General features: G+C 55.2%; 15 protein-coding genes. 3 read left to right on the forward strand and 12 right to left on the reverse strand.

The window, feature by feature from the left end; genetic code table 11:
* Positions 1–32: 32 nt before the first annotated feature.
* Both AB4K05_RS22770 and AB4K05_RS22775 read right to left on the reverse strand, forming a co-directional pair.
* A complete protein-coding gene (locus AB4K05_RS22770) occupies positions 33–1,313 on the reverse strand; it encodes an ABC transporter substrate-binding protein (protein ID WP_368481978.1) in 1,281 nt (426 codons plus the stop codon).
* Positions 1,314–1,420: 107 nt separating this feature from the next.
* Positions 1,421–2,716 carry a Gfo/Idh/MocA family protein gene (locus tag AB4K05_RS22775; RefSeq protein WP_368481979.1) on the reverse strand — a complete coding sequence of 432 codons (1,296 nt, stop codon included), beginning with the start codon at positions 2,714–2,716 and terminating at the stop codon, positions 1,421–1,423.
* Between the two features lie 47 nt (positions 2,717–2,763).
* On the opposite strand from AB4K05_RS22775, the gene AB4K05_RS22780 reads away from it, so the two are divergent.
* Positions 2,764–4,341, forward strand: coding sequence for a hypothetical protein (locus AB4K05_RS22780; RefSeq protein ID WP_368481980.1), 1,578 nt, complete (start codon positions 2,764–2,766; stop codon positions 4,339–4,341).
* Between the two features lie 211 nt (positions 4,342–4,552).
* Here AB4K05_RS22780 and actP read toward each other — a convergent pair whose 3' ends face one another.
* The 3 genes from actP to acs all read right to left on the reverse strand — a co-directional run bounded on the left by actP (position 4,553) and on the right by acs (position 8,597).
* Positions 4,553–6,202 carry a cation/acetate symporter ActP gene (gene actP, locus AB4K05_RS22785; RefSeq protein WP_368481981.1) on the reverse strand — a complete coding sequence of 550 codons (1,650 nt, stop codon included), beginning with the start codon at positions 6,200–6,202 and terminating at the stop codon, positions 4,553–4,555.
* The gene (locus tag AB4K05_RS22790) at positions 6,199–6,513 is read right to left on the reverse strand and encodes a DUF485 domain-containing protein (protein ID WP_368481982.1); all 315 of its coding nucleotides are present in this window, start codon (positions 6,511–6,513) and stop codon (positions 6,199–6,201) included. Before AB4K05_RS22790 ends, actP begins: the two co-directional genes overlap by 4 nt.
* 125 nt (positions 6,514–6,638) lie before the next feature.
* Entirely contained in the window at positions 6,639–8,597 is a 1,959-nt protein-coding gene (gene acs, locus AB4K05_RS22795; protein ID WP_368481983.1) for an acetate--CoA ligase, read from the reverse strand.
* A gap of 414 nt (positions 8,598–9,011) precedes the next feature.
* Here acs and gltP point away from each other — a divergent pair, with 414 nt between their 5' ends.
* Positions 9,012–10,325 (forward strand): glutamate/aspartate:proton symporter GltP, encoded by a 1,314-nt coding sequence (gltP, locus tag AB4K05_RS22800; RefSeq protein ID WP_368481984.1) that lies wholly within the window; start codon positions 9,012–9,014, stop codon positions 10,323–10,325.
* A gap of 152 nt (positions 10,326–10,477) precedes the next feature.
* Here the strand turns inward: gltP and AB4K05_RS22805 are convergent, their stop codons facing one another.
* Together AB4K05_RS22805 and fdhF are read right to left on the reverse strand one after the other, a co-directional pair.
* Entirely contained in the window at positions 10,478–11,161 is a 684-nt protein-coding gene (locus tag AB4K05_RS22805) for a tetratricopeptide repeat protein (RefSeq protein ID WP_368481985.1), read from the reverse strand.
* Between the two features lie 92 nt (positions 11,162–11,253).
* On the reverse strand, positions 11,254–13,401 hold the full coding sequence (fdhF, locus tag AB4K05_RS22810; protein ID WP_368481986.1) for a formate dehydrogenase subunit alpha: 2,148 nt from the start codon (positions 13,399–13,401) through the stop codon (positions 11,254–11,256).
* 296 nt (positions 13,402–13,697) lie between these two features.
* Between fdhF and yjdP the strand changes: the two genes are divergently transcribed.
* The gene (gene yjdP, locus AB4K05_RS22815) at positions 13,698–14,024 is read left to right on the forward strand and encodes a DDRRRQL repeat protein YjdP (RefSeq protein ID WP_368481987.1); all 327 of its coding nucleotides are present in this window, start codon (positions 13,698–13,700) and stop codon (positions 14,022–14,024) included.
* Here the strand turns inward: yjdP and phnP are convergent.
* The 5 genes from phnP to phnL are packed head-to-tail and all read right to left on the reverse strand — an operon-like array spanning position 14,021 to position 17,573.
* Positions 14,021–14,779, reverse strand: a complete 759-nt coding sequence (phnP, locus tag AB4K05_RS22820; protein WP_368481988.1) for a phosphonate metabolism protein PhnP — start codon at positions 14,777–14,779, stop codon at positions 14,021–14,023. The two genes, yjdP and phnP, sit on opposite strands and share 4 nt — an antisense overlap.
* The gene (gene phnO / locus AB4K05_RS22825; protein ID WP_368481989.1) at positions 14,776–15,210 is read right to left on the reverse strand and encodes an aminoalkylphosphonate N-acetyltransferase; all 435 of its coding nucleotides are present in this window, start codon (positions 15,208–15,210) and stop codon (positions 14,776–14,778) included. The genes phnP and phnO overlap by 4 nt, the downstream gene beginning before the upstream one ends.
* Positions 15,203–15,754, reverse strand: coding sequence for a ribose 1,5-bisphosphokinase (gene phnN / locus AB4K05_RS22830; protein WP_368481990.1), 552 nt, complete (start codon positions 15,752–15,754; stop codon positions 15,203–15,205). Before phnN ends, phnO begins: the two co-directional genes overlap by 8 nt.
* A complete protein-coding gene (gene phnM / locus AB4K05_RS22835) occupies positions 15,754–16,890 on the reverse strand; it encodes an alpha-D-ribose 1-methylphosphonate 5-triphosphate diphosphatase (protein WP_368481991.1) in 1,137 nt (378 codons plus the stop codon). Before phnM ends, phnN begins: the two co-directional genes overlap by 1 nt.
* Positions 16,887–17,573, reverse strand: coding sequence for a phosphonate C-P lyase system protein PhnL (gene phnL / locus AB4K05_RS22840; RefSeq protein WP_368481992.1), 687 nt, complete (start codon positions 17,571–17,573; stop codon positions 16,887–16,889). Before phnL ends, phnM begins: the two co-directional genes overlap by 4 nt.
* Positions 17,574–17,581 lie beyond the last annotated feature (8 nt).

Consider the following 17,581-nt stretch of genomic DNA (forward strand, 5'->3'; position numbering starts at 1 on the left):
GATAAGCGCTAGCGCCATCAGGCAGTGCAATGCTAACGATTCAACCGACGCACAATCCGCTCCACCTGCTGACGGAAATCCGCGGCGACTTCGGCAGGTGTCAGCTTGCCTTGGTCAAGCTTTTCGCGGGCCGACATAAACTGATCGACCACCTGCAAATCCTCAATATACGGCGTCGCGACCGCCGTAGTGTGCAGGTTCTGCGCCTGACGCAGACCGGCAACCACTGGATCGTTCGGGTCTATGACTCCCTTGTCGATTAACAATGTCTCGGCGGCTTTGCTCAGTGGAATGCCGCGCTCCAGCCCCATCGCTTGAACCGCTTGCGGATCGTTAAGCAGGAAATTCACCAGCATCGCTGCCTCTCGTGGATGCTTGCTGGACTTCGCCACCGAGAACATCTGCGCCGTTTTAAAATAGACGCCAGATTCCTCGCTACCCGGCTGCATCACATAATCGCCCAGCACCAGCTTCGCCGGTGGCGTGAGGTTGTTGATGTACATTCGAATGGAAATATTCCATGTGAATGTCCCGCCCCATTCTCCGGCGATCCACGGCTTCATCTCGTATAAATTGCCCTTGCCGTAAGAGGAGTAGGTTTTCGGTGAGGGGACGACATGATCGTCACTCAGACGCTTCACGAAGCTAAATGCTTCATTCCACTGCGCCTCATTCCACGTGAACTTGCCGTCGCTGGCAAACATCGGCTTCTGATATTTCTGCATCATGTAGGCGTTGAGCAGCAAGATAACGTCCTGATCGACCATGGCGTACGGGTAATATGGGTTGCCGAGTTTGCTTTGGAACACTTTGCCGGCGGCAAAAAATTCATCCCACGTTTTCGGATAGGCCAGACCGGCTTTTTTCCAACTGACGTCGTTGTAGTAGAACACTGGGGCATTGACCGAAATCGGCAGGCCGTTGAGCTTGCCATTAATGGTGGTAGATTGCAGATCTTTGGCCTGATATTGGCTCAAATCCAGCACATCTTTCAGCTTGTTGAGGTCGTAATACCCCGCGCCGTTTTTGGAAAAAAGAATCAGCCACGGCCAGTTGGTTTGCATCACATCCGGCTCGGTGCCGCTGGCCATTTGGGTGGTGAGACGCGAAAGGTGACCGTCCCAGCCGGTATATTCAGCCTTCACTTTGATATCGGGATAGGTTTTCTCAAAGGCTTCCAGCGCCTTCAGCGTGGCTTGGTGACGGCTGTTGCCGCCCCACCATGACATGCGTAACTCAACGGGCTGCTGCGCCCAGACCGAGGTACAGGAAAATAACAGTGATGCGATAACACCTGATGCAAGTTTATTCATTATTGTCTCCGCGATAGAGGCACAAATTTTGTTATTAAACAGGTGAGTAACGACATAATACTGACCAACGGTTCCGGCGCGGCCTCCTGCCGCACCGGGTGGGGGGGTTAGGATTTCGCTAACCGAGAAACCAGCTCAAATTCTTTAAAGTTCACTGGACGCTGCTGCTGCATCGAGATGTTGCCCGCGATGCCGGTGAGAATAGACATGGCGCCCGCTCGATGGTCAGCGGCACGCTTGAGCGGATCGTGGCCCGGCTCGCCGAACAGATCCGCCAGCATGGCGTTATCACCGCCGCCGTGACCGCCTTCACCGAGATTGAATTGCGCTTTCCACGGCTCGGCAAACATCGGGAACACGGTGATATCACAGTGCTCTAGGCTGCCTTCGTTTTCTCGCTCTCCTCCGGCGTTAACGTAGGATTTCTCGATGATCTTCATCTCCAGACGCCCTTCGGTGCCGTTAAACACCACGTTCAATCCTTCCCACGGCAGATATGCGTTGAGCGAGTAGGTGAGTTGCACTTGGTTTTGGTATTTCACCAGCACCGACATGGTGTCCTCGATGGTGATGCCGTCGCTAAACACGCTTTGGTCGCGGAAATAGTTATCTTCGTGCTCGGCATCGAGATACAGCGCTTTAAGCTGTGGGTTCTCCGCCATATGCAGCGCAAACGGGTCGTTTTGGGCTTCTGCATAACCGTGCGCGCGTGGGTAGAACTGGCTTACGCCGCGCTTTTCGGCGTTTTCTTTGCCGTAGAACTGCAGGCTACCCTCGGCGTAAACGCGCTCCGGATAACTGCCCAGCCAGAAGTTCATCAGGTCGAAGTGGTGGGTTGATTTATGCACCAGCAGGCCGCCGCTGTTGCGTTTTTCACGGTGCCAGCGACGGAAGTAGTCAGCGCCGTGTTCGGTATTGAGCAACCACTCGAAGTGCACCGACGTAACGCGGCCAATCACGCCCTGCATCAGCAGTTCGCGCACTTTGCTATGGTGTGGCGCATAGCGGTAGTTGAAGGCCACGCGGACGGTATGGCCGGTTTCTTCGATAGCGTCGAGAATGCGCAGGGCGCGATTTTCATCGATGGTCATCGGTTTTTCGGTGATCACATCGCAGCCGGCGTGTAACGCGCGAACAATATAGTCATCGTGGGTGCGATCCATGGTGGTGACGATAACAATATCCGGCCGCGTTTCGCGGATCATCTCCTCGAACTGCGCCGCTTTCCAGGTAGAGACCGGCTCGGCACCTTCATTTTTTAATAGCTGATTGGCGTAGTCCATGCGCGTCTGGTTGGTATCACAAAAGGCAACCAATCTGGCATTATTGCGCCAGGTTCCAGCAATAGCTGAAATATATAAACCCGCACGACCCCCGGTACCGACCAGAGCATATTTTTTCATGGCATCCTCGATTAATATAGAAATTCAAATATTCGCAGGGCGAGGCAATGAAACGTATTCCGCATCAATTGATGGAGCTGAATAGCACTTTTATCTGGCATTGGCCCTGGCTTATTCAGGGCGTTGCAAGCGCGAAGCAGCACGGTTTCACCGGCATCATCCTGCACCAACAGGAACTGCTCTCTTTTCTGGCGACGCCCTCGCCGCTCAGTCAAAAACTCAGCGTCGAGAACCTTATTCATCAACAACATTACGCATTGCAGTATTTAAAACGCGTCGACCGTTATCTGGCGGAAAATAATTTATCGTTCTGGCTGCAAGGCGAAGCCGCGCCGAGTGACGATATTATTAAGCGTAAATTTCCCGAACTGACCTTCGCTGAAAAAAGCGCGCCGGATTTCTGGCAGCATTTTTATGCGGCGATCTTAGAACCGTTATTACCGGCGTTGCCGCATCTCAGCGGCATCATTCTCAGCCTGACCACGCCGGACTTTCAAACTGCCCGCTGGCAGCAAAGCCTGCACGATGTCTGGAGCCTGCTGCGCGCCCAAGGTAAAAAGCTGGTGCTGCGCGACTATATTGATGACAGCTGGCCGCGCCAGCAGCTCTCCAACCTGTTGGCAACGTTGCCGGACGACGTACGCGCCTCGGTCAAAGCCACCGAGCTCGACTATCATCCCGGCTTCGCCAATCATCCCCATATCGCCACGCTGCCAGGGCACAAAAAGTGGATCGAATACGACCTGTTTGGCACCGGCTACGGCTGGACCGCACTGCCGTGCTATCTGGCCGATGAAATCAGTGGCCGTTTAAGCTGGGCGCTCAGCGCTACCGGCAACGAAGTGGAAGCCATCACGTCGCGGGTTAGCTGGCAGTGGCTGCCCGATAGCCGGGTGATGGACTCCGCCAACGCCATCAACCTGTTTGGCCTTTCCGCTGCCAATCAGACTGCCGATGCGCAGCCGCTCTCAGCCTTTGAGCGCTGGGTTGACCATCAGCAGCTCGGTTTTCGCTCGGCGCAGGACAAACATCAGCTATCGACCATCATGCACGGCAGCTACGACTGGCTGTGTAAAACGCCTAACTTCCTCGGGCGACGGCTTCACTACCAAAGCCAGATCCCAGAAAGCGTCGCTCAGGCGCAGCAATTGCTGCATATGGACACCCGCAGCGCCAACTGGATGCACGCCTGGCAGCCGTTGATGCCTGCTGATTCTCCGCTGCTTGGCAAGGAGCAACGCGAGCGGGTGGCGCTGGAAAAAGAGGCCTCCTGCTTTTTGGCATCGCACACGGTACAGAGCCTGCGTGAGCTGATGCCGCGTATTTCCTGCCCCAACGACTCTCTGGAGATCCTGCTCGCCGCCTGGCGCAGCGCGGAAATCTACAGCCAGATGTTCTCGCGGGTTGCCGCGGCTGTGAGCGATATCCTGTGGCTGGAGCACTACGGCCCGCAAAGCCTGCCAGCCGATACGCTGGCAAAACATCAGCAGTCGCTCCTGCGTTACGCGGATACCCTAGAACGCTGGCTGGCGAATCCGCCTGCCGGTAGCCCGCTGTTCCTCCCTTTGCTGCTAAGCCCGGAAAGATTGACCCGATTTGCTACAAGCCTTGGTAAGTCGTCGTGAATAAAGCATAAAAACTGCGGCGCAGAATGTCTGTAAACGTCGCAGAGCTAAACGTCGGGAACGGCGTGAAAGCGAGAAAAGTGTGATGATGTTGGCGAATCGCAGATAAAGCCTGTGATGAGCGTCGGCTTTTTTTATTTTGCTGACGTGATAAACGTCACCTGAAGGGGGAAAAAATGTGATCCCCGACCAGAGGCCGGGGAGGGGGGATTTAGTGCGCGCGGCCCTGATCGATACCAATGCCGGTTTGTGAGCGAATAAACTGAGCGCGGAACTGCTCGCGTTCGCGATTACCTTCCTCTGAGTTGTCGGTGGCAGAGAAGAACCAGATACCGACAAAGGCGACAGCAATGGAGAACAGCGCCGGGTACTCATACGGGAAGATAGCGGTGGCGTGACCAAGGATCTTCACCCAGATGGTTGGGCCAAGGATCATCAGAATCACCGCCGTCAACAGCCCCAGCCAGCCGCCGATTAGCGCGCCACGCGTGGTCAGTTTCGACCAGTACATGGAGAGCAGAATTATCGGGAAGTTGCAGCTTGCCGCGATGGAGAACGCCAGACCCACCATGAATGCGATGTTCTGATTCTCGAACAGAATGCCCAGCAGAATCGCCACCACGCCCAGCACCAGCACGGTGATTTTCGAGACTTTCAGCTCTTCACGCTCGGTTGCACCTTTCTTAAACACGTTGGCGTACAGGTCGTGAGAGACCGCTGAGGCACCCGCCAGCGTCAGGCCTGCGACCACCGCCAAAATAGTGGCGAAGGCGACCGCTGAGATAAAGCCCAAGAACAGGTTGCCGCCGACGGCATCAGCCAGATGCACCGCCGCCATGTTGTTGCCGCCAATCAGCTGGCCCGCCGCGTCTTTAAACGCTGGGTTCGCCCCAACCAGCATGATCGCGCCGAAGCCGATGATAAAGGTCAGAATGTAGAAGTAGCCCATAAAACCGGTGGCGTAGAACACGCTTTTACGCGCTTCTTTGGCATCGCTAACGGTGAAGAAACGCATCAGGATATGCGGCAGTCCGGCGGTACCAAACATTAAGCCCAGACCCAACGACAGAGCCGATATCGGATCCTGCACCAGCCCGCCAGGGCTCATAATGGCTGCGCCTTTCGGATGTACCGCCATCGCTTCGCTGAACAGGTTATTGAAGCTGAAACCGACGTGTTTCATCACCATAAAGGCCATGAAGCTCGCGCCAAACAACAGCAGAACCGCTTTGATAATCTGTACCCACGTGGTGGCGAGCATGCCGCCAAACAGCACGTACATCACCATCAGTACGCCCACCAGCACCACGGCGACGTGGTAGTTAAGGCCGAACAGCAGCTCAATAAGCTTACCGGCGCCGACCATTTGGGCAATCAGATACAGTGCCACCACCACCAGCGAACCGCAGGCGGAGAGCATGCGAATCGGCCCTTGTTTGAGTCGATAGGAGGCAACATCGGCGAAGGTATAGCGGCCAAGGTTACGCAGGCGTTCGGCAATCAAGAACAGGATAATCGGCCAGCCGACGAGGAAGCCGAGCGAGTAGATCAGACCGTCGTAGCCGGAGGTGTAGACCAGCGCGGAGATCCCAAGGAACGACGCCGCCGACATAAAGTCACCGGCGATAGCCAGCCCGTTTTGGAAACCGGTGATGTTGCCGCCCGCGGTGTAGTAGTCGCTACGCGATCTGACCCGCTTGGAGGCCCAGTAGGTGATATAGAGCGTGAGAAGCACGAAAATCAGGAACATGATGATGGCCTGCCAGTTGGTCGGCTGGCGCTCAACGTGACCGCTGATAGCGTCGGCGGCATTCGCCGCAAAAGGCAGTGTGGCGGCTAGCGCCGTCAGGACCTTCTTCATAATGCTTTTACCTCACGCAGTACGGCCTTGTTCAGGCGATCAAATTCGCTGTTAGCCCGCCAGACGTAGATACCGGTCAGGATAAAGGAGATAACGATAATGCCGATCCCGATAGGGATACCGCGCGTGACGCTGGTGCCAGGATGCAACGGCGTGCCGAGCCAGCCGGGGGCAAAAGCGATGAGTAAAATAAAACCAACATAAACCACTAACATAATCAGCGATAAGAAGGTGGCAAGCCGTTGCCGTTTTTCGACGAGTTCCCTGAAATGCGCACTATCTTCTATCTGCTGACAAATTTGATCATTCATCACAGAGTCTCCAGAGGTACAGGTAGGGTTGTTGTTATTGTGTTGTCTATTGCTGGATGGCAGCTGGCGTCTTAGGGCCTACAGATGTAGGCCCGGTAAGCGCAGCGCCACCGGGCAAATTCTGGTTATGACGGCATCGCGATGGACTGCTTCTCTTCGAGCAGTTTGTCCACCACGCCAGGATCGGCGAGGGTTGAGGTATCACCGAGGTTGCTGGTATCGCCCGCGGCTATCTTGCGCAGAATGCGGCGCATGATCTTGCCTGAACGGGTTTTTGGCAGGGAGTCGGTCCAGTGCAGCACGTCCGGCGTCGCCAGCGGGCCAATCTCTTTACGTACCCAGTTACGCACTTCGGTGTACAGTGCAGGCGTGGGTTCTTCACCGTGGTTCAGGGTGACGTAAGCATAAATAGCCTGGCCCTTAATGCTGTGCGGAATGCCAACAACGGCGGCTTCAGCAATCTTCGGATGCGACACCAGCGCCGATTCGATTTCGGCGGTGCCCAGACGGTGGCCGGAGACGTTCAGTACGTCATCGACGCGGCCGGTTATCCAGTAGTAACCGTCTTCATCACGACGAGCGCCGTCACCGCTGAAGTACATATTTTTGAAGGTAGAGAAATAGGTCTGTTCGAAGCGCTCGTGATCGCCAAACAGCGTACGCGCCTGACCCGGCCAGGAATCGGTGATCACCAGGTTGCCCTCGGTAGCCCCTTCCTGCGGATGGCCTTCATTATCCACCAACGCCGGCTGCACGCCGAAGAATGGACGGCTGGCGGAACCGGCTTTCAGCTCAATTGCGCCAGGCAGTGGGGTGATCATAAAGCCGCCGGTTTCGGTCTGCCACCAGGTGTCCATCACCGGGCACTTCTCGTTGCCGATCTGCTTCCAGTACCACTCCCAGGCTTCCGGGTTAATCGGTTCGCCCACGGAGCCAAGAATACGCAGAGAGGAACGATCGGTGCCAGCGGTGGCTTTATCGCCTTCCGCCATCAGCGCGCGGATCGCCGTCGGTGCGGTATACAGAATATTCACTTTATGTTTATCAACCACCTGGCACATACGCGCAGGCGTTGGCCAGTTTGGCACGCCCTCAAACATCAGCGTGGTCGCACCGCAGGCCAGCGGGCCATACAGCAGATAGCTATGGCCGGTGACCCAGCCCACGTCGGCGGTACACCAGTAGATATCGCCCTGATGGTAGTCGAACACATATTTAAAGGTAGTTGCGGCATACACCAGATAGCCGCCGGTGGTGTGCAGCACGCCCTTTGGTTTGCCGGTGGAGCCGGAGGTATAAAGAATAAACAGCGGATCTTCGGCCTTCATCTCTTCCGGCTGATGCTGGTCGCTGGCTTGTTCAATCAGATCGTGCCACCACAGGTCACGTCCTTCCTGCCAGTCAATGTTGCCGCCGGTGCGCTTTAGCACCACCACGTTGTCGACGGTTTTGACGTTCGGATTTTTCAGCGCGTCATCGACGTTTTTCTTCAGCGGAACGCTGCGTCCGGCGCGCACGCCTTCATCAGAGGTGATAACCAAGCGTGAGCTAGAGTCGATAATGCGGCCCGCCACGGCTTCCGGTGAGAAGCCGCCAAAAATGACCGAGTGGATAGCACCAATACGGGCACAGGCCAGCATCGCCACCGCCGCTTCCGGCACCATTGGCATATAGATAGCGACCACGTCGCCTTTCTTCACGCCCAAAGAGAGCAGGGTGTTAGCAAAACGGCACACGTCGCGATGCAGTTCGCGATAGGTAATGTGCTTGCTTTGGCTGGCGTCGTCGCCTTCCCAGATGATGGCGGTCTGGTCGCCACGGGTTTGCAGATGGCGATCTAGGCAGTTTGCCGCTAGGTTTAGGGTGCCGTCTTCGTACCATTTAATCGAGATGTTGCCAGGCGCAAAGGAGGTGTTTTTGACTTTGCTATAGGGCTGCATCCAGTCGAGGATTTTTCCCTCTTCCCCCCAGAACGCGTCTGGGTTGGTGACTGATTGGTGGTATTTGGTCAGATATTGTTCTGGGTTTATCAGGCAGCGTTCTGCAATATTTGCAGGAATAGAGTGTTTGTGTATTTGGCTCATGCTTTTTTTCTCCATGTAAGATGTTAATAATATGTCTCAAAAAAGTTAATAACAGAGGGTAAAGGCGCTTTGTTTACTATTTGCGCGGCAGATCACGCATTATTGGAATTGTTCAAATAACGTTCATTTGATTCTTTGAACGAAAATAATTACGGAAGGGGATTTATAGAAAAAAGTGATTTATTTTCGTTTTTATAACAAAAACTTATAAATAATTACTGGTGGAAATCAGTAGTAATGTGGATTTTTGTGGTGAAAAGCCCTGTTCTGAAAGGGTTGCGCGGGACACCGTGCAAATGATACTGATACTGCGCGTTAAAAACCTCTAAAAGTAAACGCAACACAAATCACCCCCTTTCAAATGGGTACCATTCCCGTTCGGTATGGTATTTTTCATTGAGGAAGTCTGCAGTTATGAAAAAAACACGAATCAGCCTAGCATGGCAAATTCTCATTGCCTTGGTGCTAGGTATTATTCTGGGTAGTTATCTTCATTATCACAGTGATAGCCGGGACTGGCTGGTTATCAATCTCTTATCTCCTGCCGGCGATATTTTTATCCATTTGATAAAAATGATCGTTGTGCCAATTGTTATTTCCACGCTGGTGGTGGGAATAGCCGGCGTCGGTGACGCAAAGCAGTTGGGTCGGCTTGGCGCTAAAACCATCATCTATTTTGAAGTCATCACCACGATTGCCATTATCATCGGTATCACTATGGCAAATGTATTCCAGCCAGGTGCTGGGATCGATATGTCGCAGCTGGCGGCGGTGGATATTTCGAAGTACCAGAGCACGGCCGCAGAAGTGCAAAGCCATTCTCATGGGCTGATGGGAACAATCCTGTCGCTGGTGCCGACTAACATTGTCGCATCGATGGCGAAAGGCGATATGCTGCCGATTATCTTCTTCTCGGTGCTGTTTGGCTTAGGGCTATCATCGCTGCCTGCTGCGCATCGCGAACCACTGGTCACGGTGTTCCGCTCCATCTCTGAAACCATGTTTAAAGTGACCCACATGGTGATGCGCTACGCCCCGGTCGGTGTGTTTGCGCTGATTGCCGTGACGGTGGCGAACTTCGGTTTTGCCTCGCTGTGGCCGTTGGCGAAGCTGGTGCTGTTGGTTCACTTTGCGATTCTGTTCTTTGCGCTGGTGGTGCTGGGCATCGTGGCGAAAATCTGCGGGCTGAGTATTTGGATCCTTATCCGAATTCTGAAAGACGAACTGATTCTGGCTTACTCCACCGCCAGCTCCGAGAGCGTGCTGCCGCGTATTATTGAGAAGATGGAAGCGTATGGCGCACCGGCGTCAATCACCAGCTTCGTGGTGCCGACGGGCTACTCCTTCAACCTCGATGGTTCGACGCTGTACCAGAGTATTGCGGCCATCTTCATCGCCCAGCTCTACGGTATCGACCTGTCCATCTGGCAGGAAATCGTGCTGGTGCTGACGCTGATGGTGACCTCCAAAGGTATCGCCGGTGTACCGGGTGTTTCCTTCGTGGTGTTGCTGGCAACGCTGGGCAGTGTAGGTATTCCGCTGGAAGGTCTGGCGTTTATTGCCGGCGTTGACCGTATTCTCGATATGGCGCGTACCGCGCTGAATGTGGTAGGTAACGCGCTGGCGGTGCTGGTGATTGCTAAGTGGGAACATAAGTTCGACCACAAAAAAGCGCGCGCGTATGAACGCGAGATGCTCGGCAAGTTTGATAAAACGGCCGATCAATAATAGAAAGAACAATAACGGCGGGCTTGCCCGGCGTTATTATTTTTGGCTTAGCCTTTTCCCGAGGCTGCTGTACTCGCCCGTAGGCCTGATAAGCGCAGCGCTATTAGGCAGACCTTGGCACCATGCCGGATGGCGGCGTTGCCTTATCCGGCCTACTGTGCGCCTAACTTATCAAACTCTTCACATCCGGTATCGAACCCTTCAACGCAGCTCAGGTTTAGCCACTGCAGCGCCTTTTGTTTGTTCGGCACAATAAAGCCCTTCTCGCCGCCCAGGAACATCATCCCGGCCCAGTATTCGGCGTAGCCGGTACGCGACAGCATGGAGCTATTTTTGAAGTAATCCGTGGCTTTCTCATCGTCTTCTTTCACGCCGACGCCGTTGGCATAAACCAGCCCCAGCAGCATCTGCGCATCGACGGCAAAATCGCTCTCAGCGTTGGCTGAAGCCTGCTCTAAGAGCGTGATTGCGCGCGGGGAATCGGTCTGCCCGGCCTGGCTGTTTAGCAGTATACGCGCAAGGATAACCTCACCCGCTTTGCTACCCGCCTTAACGGCTTTTTCCGCCAGCGCCTTGGCGGCGGGATAATCGAGATTGACCGGATTGGTAATTTTAATCTGTGCCAGCAGCGCGTAAGCATCTGCGTCGCCACCGTCAGCGGATTTTTGCGCCCAGTGCTCAGCCTGGCTCAAATCACCGGAGCTAAACCAGGTATCGGCCAGAAAGTATTGCGCGCGCGCGTCACCGGCGTCTGCGGCTTTTTGATATTGGCTGCCCGGTTCTTCCGCGTGTACGGATAGCGCTATCAGCCATAACAATGCAAAAATTCGTTTCATTTATATATGCGGGTAGTCGAGGAAGAGGGCAGTATAAAGATAAAGCGAAGATAAAAAAACGCCCCCGAGTGGGGGCGTTGAAACGAGTCCGCTTAACCCATCGCGCTTTCGCGCAGACTGGCCTTCAGCTTCGTATACTCATCAATAACATACTGCTCGGCGGCGTGCTGATCGGCAATCGGCTCGACGCGTACGGCGCAGTACTTATATTCAGGCGTTTTGGTAATCGGGCTTAAGTTTTCGGTTACCAACTCATTACATGCACCAATCCACCACTGATAGGTCATGTAAATCGCGCCTTTGTTCGGCCGATCGCTGACTGCCGCACGGGTGATGACTTTGCCTTTGCGGGAGTTCACCCACACCAGCGCTTCATCTTCAATGCCTAAACGCGCGGCATCGGCGGTGTTGATCTGGGCATAGCCCGGTTCATCCGCCAGCGCTGCCAGTGCCGCACAGTTACCGGTCATTGAACGGCAAGAGTAGTGGCCGACTTCACGCACCGTCGACAGTACCATTGGGTACTCTTCGGTGAGTTTATCGATAGGCGCAACCCAGTCGCAGGTGAAGAACTGCGCCAGACCATTCGGGGTATCGAACTTCTCTTTGAAGAGATACGAGGTCCCTTGGTCTTCGTCAGACTCATCTCGGCATGGCCACATCACATAGCCCAGCTCGCCCATTTTGTCGTAGGTGGCACCGTAGAAATCAGGGCACAGACCACGCAACTCGTCCCAGATTTCTTGGGTGTTGTTGTAGTGCATCTTGTAGCCCATACGGGTGGCGATTTCACTGATGATCTGCCAGTCCGTTTTCAGGTCCCACTTCGGTTCAACGGCTTTAAAGAAGCGTTGGAAACCACGGTCAGCGGCGGTGAAGACGCCTTCATGCTCGCCCCATGACGTAGACGGTAAAATAACGTCTGCGGCAGCAGCGGTTTTGGTCATGAAGATATCTTGGACGATAACCAGTTCCAGATCTTCGAAGCCTTTACGAACCGCAGAGAGTTCGGCATCGGTCTGTAACGGATCTTCACCCATGATGTACGCCGCGCGCACTTCGCCGTGCGCTGCACGGTGTGGCAGCTCGCTGATGCGATAGCCGGTGTGTTCCGGCAGGCTGTCCACGCCCCAAGCTTTGGCAAACTTCTCGCGGTTTTCCGGGAACTTCACGTACTGATAGCCCGGATAGGTATCCGGCAGCGCACCCATATCGCAGGCACCCTGAACGTTGTTCTGGCCGCGAACCGGGTTTACGCCAACGCTTGGCTTACCGAGGTTGCCGGTCAGCATCGCGAGACTGGTCAGTGAACGCACGGTTTCCACACCCTGATAGAACTGGGTTACACCCATGCCCCACAAAATGGCCGCGTTTTTAGCCGACGCATACATACGGGCGGCCTGACGAATTTCCTGCGCACTGACGCCGGTAATCGCCTCGACGGACTCCGGCGTATAGCCTTCGACAATCTTGCGGTACTCTTCATAACCTTCAGTACGGCTGGCGACGAACGCCTTGTCGTACAGGTTTTCTTCAATAATGACGTGGCCCATGGCGTTGAGCAGCGCGATATTCGAGCCGTTTTTCAACGCGATGTGCATGTCGGCAATGCGCGCGGTTTCAATTTTGCGCGGATCGCAGACGATGATTTTCGCCCCGTTACGTTTAGCGTTAATCACGTGATTCGCCACGATAGGGTGGGAATCCGCCGGGTTGTACCCGAAGATAAACACTAAATCGGTGTTATCAATTTCATTAATCGCATTACTCATTGCGCCGTTACCGACCGATTGGTGCAGACCTGCAACCGAAGGGCCGTGTCAGACGCGAGCGCAGCAGTCGACGTTATTGGTACCAATAACGGCGCGCGCGAATTTTTGCATTACATAGTTGGTTTCGTTACCTGTCCCGCGTGAAGAACCGGTAGTCTGAATAGCATCAGGGCCGTATTTCGCTTTGATAGCGCTTAAGCGATCGGCCACGTAATTCAGCGCTTCGTCCCAGGAGACGGATTCCAGCTTGCCGCCACGTTGGCGACGGATCATTGGGGTTTTAAGGCGTGGCGTCAGGATCTGGGTATCGTTAATAAAATCCCAGCCGTAATAGCCTTTCAGACACAGGGTACCCTGGTTGGTTTTCCCCTGAGCCGCCTCTGCCCGGACGATTTTTCCGTTATCGACCACCAGGTTGATTTTGCAACCTGATGCGCAATACGGGCAAACCGTGACGACTTTTTTCATCGGTCTCGCTCCAGTTAATCAAATCGCGCATACGCGCTGTCGTCCTTAGTATGCATCTTTTATGCCACTTTTTTATTGTGGTCATTCCCTGATATTACGGGTGAAATTTGGACAAAACCCTGACGAAAAGCAGGCTGTCGTCATATTTGACGTGTCGAAGGGGAAAAGCGACAGGCATGATGGCGGGGATGAGCAGGTAGGGAGGTTCCTTGGCCTTACCGAATTTGAGATTCCTCCACTACAGTCGGCTTTAACCATTTATTAACGTAATGCCACTCTACCGATGAGATGGGCTTATGAAACGCTACTTCACCGTCTGTTTATTCTGTCTGTTTTCGCTGACCGCCCATGCCGATATCATCGATGACGCGATCGGCAATATCCAGCAGGCGATCAGCGATGCTTACAATCCGAATAGCGATCGATCCAGTCGCGATCGTGATGAGGACGATCGCGCCTATGACGATCGGCGCGGCACGCAGAGCAGCCAACAATACAACGATCGTCGTCGGCAACTTGATGACCGCCGCCGACAGCTTAACGATCGGCAAAATCAGCTTGATCAAGAACGCCGTCAATTGTCTGACGATGAGCGCCGTCTCGACGACGATTACGACCGCTAATCCAGACGGATTTCCATACCGTCGTAGCCCGCCTCGATGCCGGGTGGCAGCAGGTGGGTCATCATCCATTCATCAAACTGGTGACTGATATGCGTCAGGATGACGCGCGGGCAGCGGATCTCGTCGTTAATTATCTGAATTGTCGCAAGATCGCTATGGTTGCGGGGCGTTTGCTTCTGTGGCGCATGGCTGCAATCAATCACCATGACCTGCGGGCGATTATTACTTAAAAAAGTCAGCGTTTTTTCCGGCAATCCAGCGGTGTCAGTAAGCCAGGCAAGGCGGCTGTGCGGCGTTTCTAGCAGGTAGCCAAAGGTGAGCTTGGAGTGTTCAAGCGGCACGGGCGTGACCTGTAATCCCTGTAAATCAAAGACCACGAACGGTTCCACGGTATGGCTGAAATCCAGCAGGCCGGGATGCTTAAAGAGATCGTCGCAGCCCTGATCGTCCGGTGGGCCGTAGACTGGAACGCGGCTGCCCACGCCCCAACGCAGCGGAAACAGCCCCTGCACGTGATCCATATGGTAGTGGGTGAGTAAAAACTGCTGAAATGATCCGGCGGGCCAGCGATCGGTGAGATCGTGCAGTCCGGCGTCGATCAGGGTCACTGCGTCATTAAAGCGGGCTACGCCGCTGCAGGCTTTGCGCTGATATTGCGGTGCACGTCTGGCGCGGGTGCAGGCCGGGCAATGGCAACCCCAGGCGGGCACGCCCTGTGCGCCGCCGGTACCGCTAAGGGTGAGTGTCAGGCTCATAAGGTTTTGGTGAAACGAATGTGGCTGGGAGCGTAGCCTTCACGCTGATAAAAACGATGGGCGTTAATTCGTTTGGCACTGGTCGATAGCTCGGTCATCTCGGCCCCTCTGTCACGCGCCGTTGCTTCAGCCCAGGCCAGCAGCTGGCTGCCGACGCCTGAACTGCGCACCTTTGGCATCACCACCAGTTCTTGGATCTCGCCTATCCAATTGGCGTGATGCAGATGAAACTGTAAATGCAGGCTAATCATGCCAACGACGTTGTTGCCAACCAGTGCCAGCTGGTAATGCAGATTACGATCTTCAAGGTTCGCGGCGAAGCCGGTATAAAAGGCATCACGGTCGAATTCGGCCTGTTTGAGTTCGCACATTAACGCGTAGACATCATCGATATCGTCAAATGTGGCATGGCGCAGTTCACACTCAGGCATGGCTTCTCTCCTTTCGTCCCATCAGGGTGAGTAGTTTTTCCACCGACTGTAGCAGACTTCCGTCGTTATTGAGCGTGTGGCATTCCGAGGGGGTATAGCGCGCGGCGCGCTCCAGACGAGCGGTAATCTCGGCCCCGCTTTCCCGTCCACGGGCCTGTAGCCGCTCGCGCAAAATTTCCGGCGTCACCTGTAAACAAACCGGCAGCAGTGCGTTGGCGTAACGCGCTTTTGCCTGCGCCAGATGAGCGCGGGAACCGTTGACTACCACGTCAAATCCGCCATGCAGCCACACATCAATCTCCACGCCGATACCGTAGTACAGGCCGTTGGCATGCCAGCTTAGCGCGAGTAAATTTCGTCCAGCGCGGGTGAAAAACTCCTGCTCACTCAGCGCAATATGGTTTTCGCAGCCCGCGCTCGCAGGGCGGGTGATGTAGCGATGAGCGACCAGCAGATCGCTGTGCTCCTGCTGGCGTAACACCTCCAGCAGGCTATCTTTGCCAGAGCCGGAGGGCCCCATCAACCAGATAAGTTTTCCCATCATCAGAACACCCTTTTTCCCTGACGCCAAACGTGGTCGATATGAATGTGCTCACCTTTACGATGCGCCAGCACTAGGTCGGCACGCTTGCCTTCGGCAATGACGCCGCGGTCGTGGAGGTTAAGCGCTCGCGCCGGGTTTTTCGTCACCAGACCAATGGCCTGCGCAAGCGTAAAGGCATTATTGCTGTCATCCGCGACGCGAAATGCCGCATCCAGCAGGCTTGCGGGGTAGTAGTCGGAGGAGAGGATATCCAGCAGCCCCAACTGTGCCAGTTCGTGGGCTGCAACGTTGCCGGAGTGCGAGCCGCCGCGCACGATATTGGGGGCGCCCATCAGCACGTTCATGCCGTGGCGACGCGAAGCTTCCGCTGCTTCAAAGGTCGTTGGAAATTCAGCGATCACGCTGCCCAACTGATGTGATTCGACGACATGATCGTGGGTCGCATCGTCGTGGCTGGCTAAAGCAATGTTGCGTTCACGGCACATCCCGGCGATGGCGCTGCGGTTAGGCTGCGACCAGCGCGCGGCGAGGGCGAGCTGCTCTTCTTCATACTGCTGCATCTGCGCGTCGGTCAGCGAGTACTTGCCTTGGTAGTATTCCCGGTACTTCTCGCGGTTGGCGAACTGGCGCTGGCCCGGCGAGTGGTCCATCAAGGAGACCAGCGACACCGGCTCGCGGCTGACCAGTTTTTCAAACAGCGGTAGCGTGGTGTGATGCGGCAGCTCGCAACGCAGATGCAGACGGTGCTCGGCGCGGTTAACGCCGCGTTTTTGTGTCTCTTCGACGGCGTTGATCATCTTTTCGAGGTTTTCCAGACGGTCGCCGCCGTCGCGCACATCGCCAATCGCCACGGCGTCCAGCACGGTGGTGATGCCGCTGGCCACCATCAGCGCGTCATGGCTACTCATCGCCGAGTGAGCGGGCCAATCAACCTTCGGGCGGGGAGTAAAGAATTTATCCAGATTATCGGTATGCAGCTCAATCAGCCCCGGCAGCAGCCAACCGCCTTCGCCATCCATCGCTTCGGGCAAGCGGCTTTGGCTTTCGGCAAAGGCGCGAATTTCGCCGTCCTGTACCTCTAGGGAACCGTGAACCACGTCGTTCTCAAGAACCAGCTTTACGTTATTGATAATCATGTAGGTGTACCCATTGGGTGGAGGCGGTCAGCGACCTGGTTGCGGACGGCTTCATCGTGGAAGATGCCAACGATGGCCGCGCCGCGGGCTTTGGCTTCATTAATCAGATCCACCACCGCTGCGCTGTTTTTAGCGTCCAGCGAGGCGGTCGGTTCGTCGAGCAGGAGAATCGGGTAGTCGACGATAAAGCCACGAGCGATGTTGACGCGTTGTTGCTCGCCGCCGGAGAAGGTTGATGGCGCGAGGTGCCACAAGCGCTCCGGCACGTTCAGGCGCGTTAGCAACTGAGCGGCTTTCGCGGCGCAGGCTTCACGCGGCACGCCGGTGTTGAGTAGCGGCTGCATCACGACTTCCAGCGTGGAAATGCGCGGGATCACCCTCAGGAACTGACTTACCCAGCCAACGGTGGCTTTGCGCACTTCGACGACCTTACGCGCCGGGGCGCTGACCAGGTCGACCCATTCATCGCCGTGTTTAATATGAATATGCCCTTCGTCCGGCAGGTAGTTGGCGTATAGCGAGCGCAACAGGGTCGATTTCCCGCTGCCGGAGTGCCCGTGCAGCACCACGCACTCTCCGGCGTTGACGGTGAGCGAGGCTTCGCGCAGTACCGGAAGCTGGACACCGTTTTGCTGGTGCAGAACAAAGGTTTTACTGACGTTTTCGACGCGGATCGCGTTCATTTTTTGCC

The sequence above is a fragment of the Kluyvera sp. STS39-E genome (assembly GCF_040932435.1).
Classification (GTDB): Bacteria; Pseudomonadota; Gammaproteobacteria; order Enterobacterales; family Enterobacteriaceae; genus Kluyvera.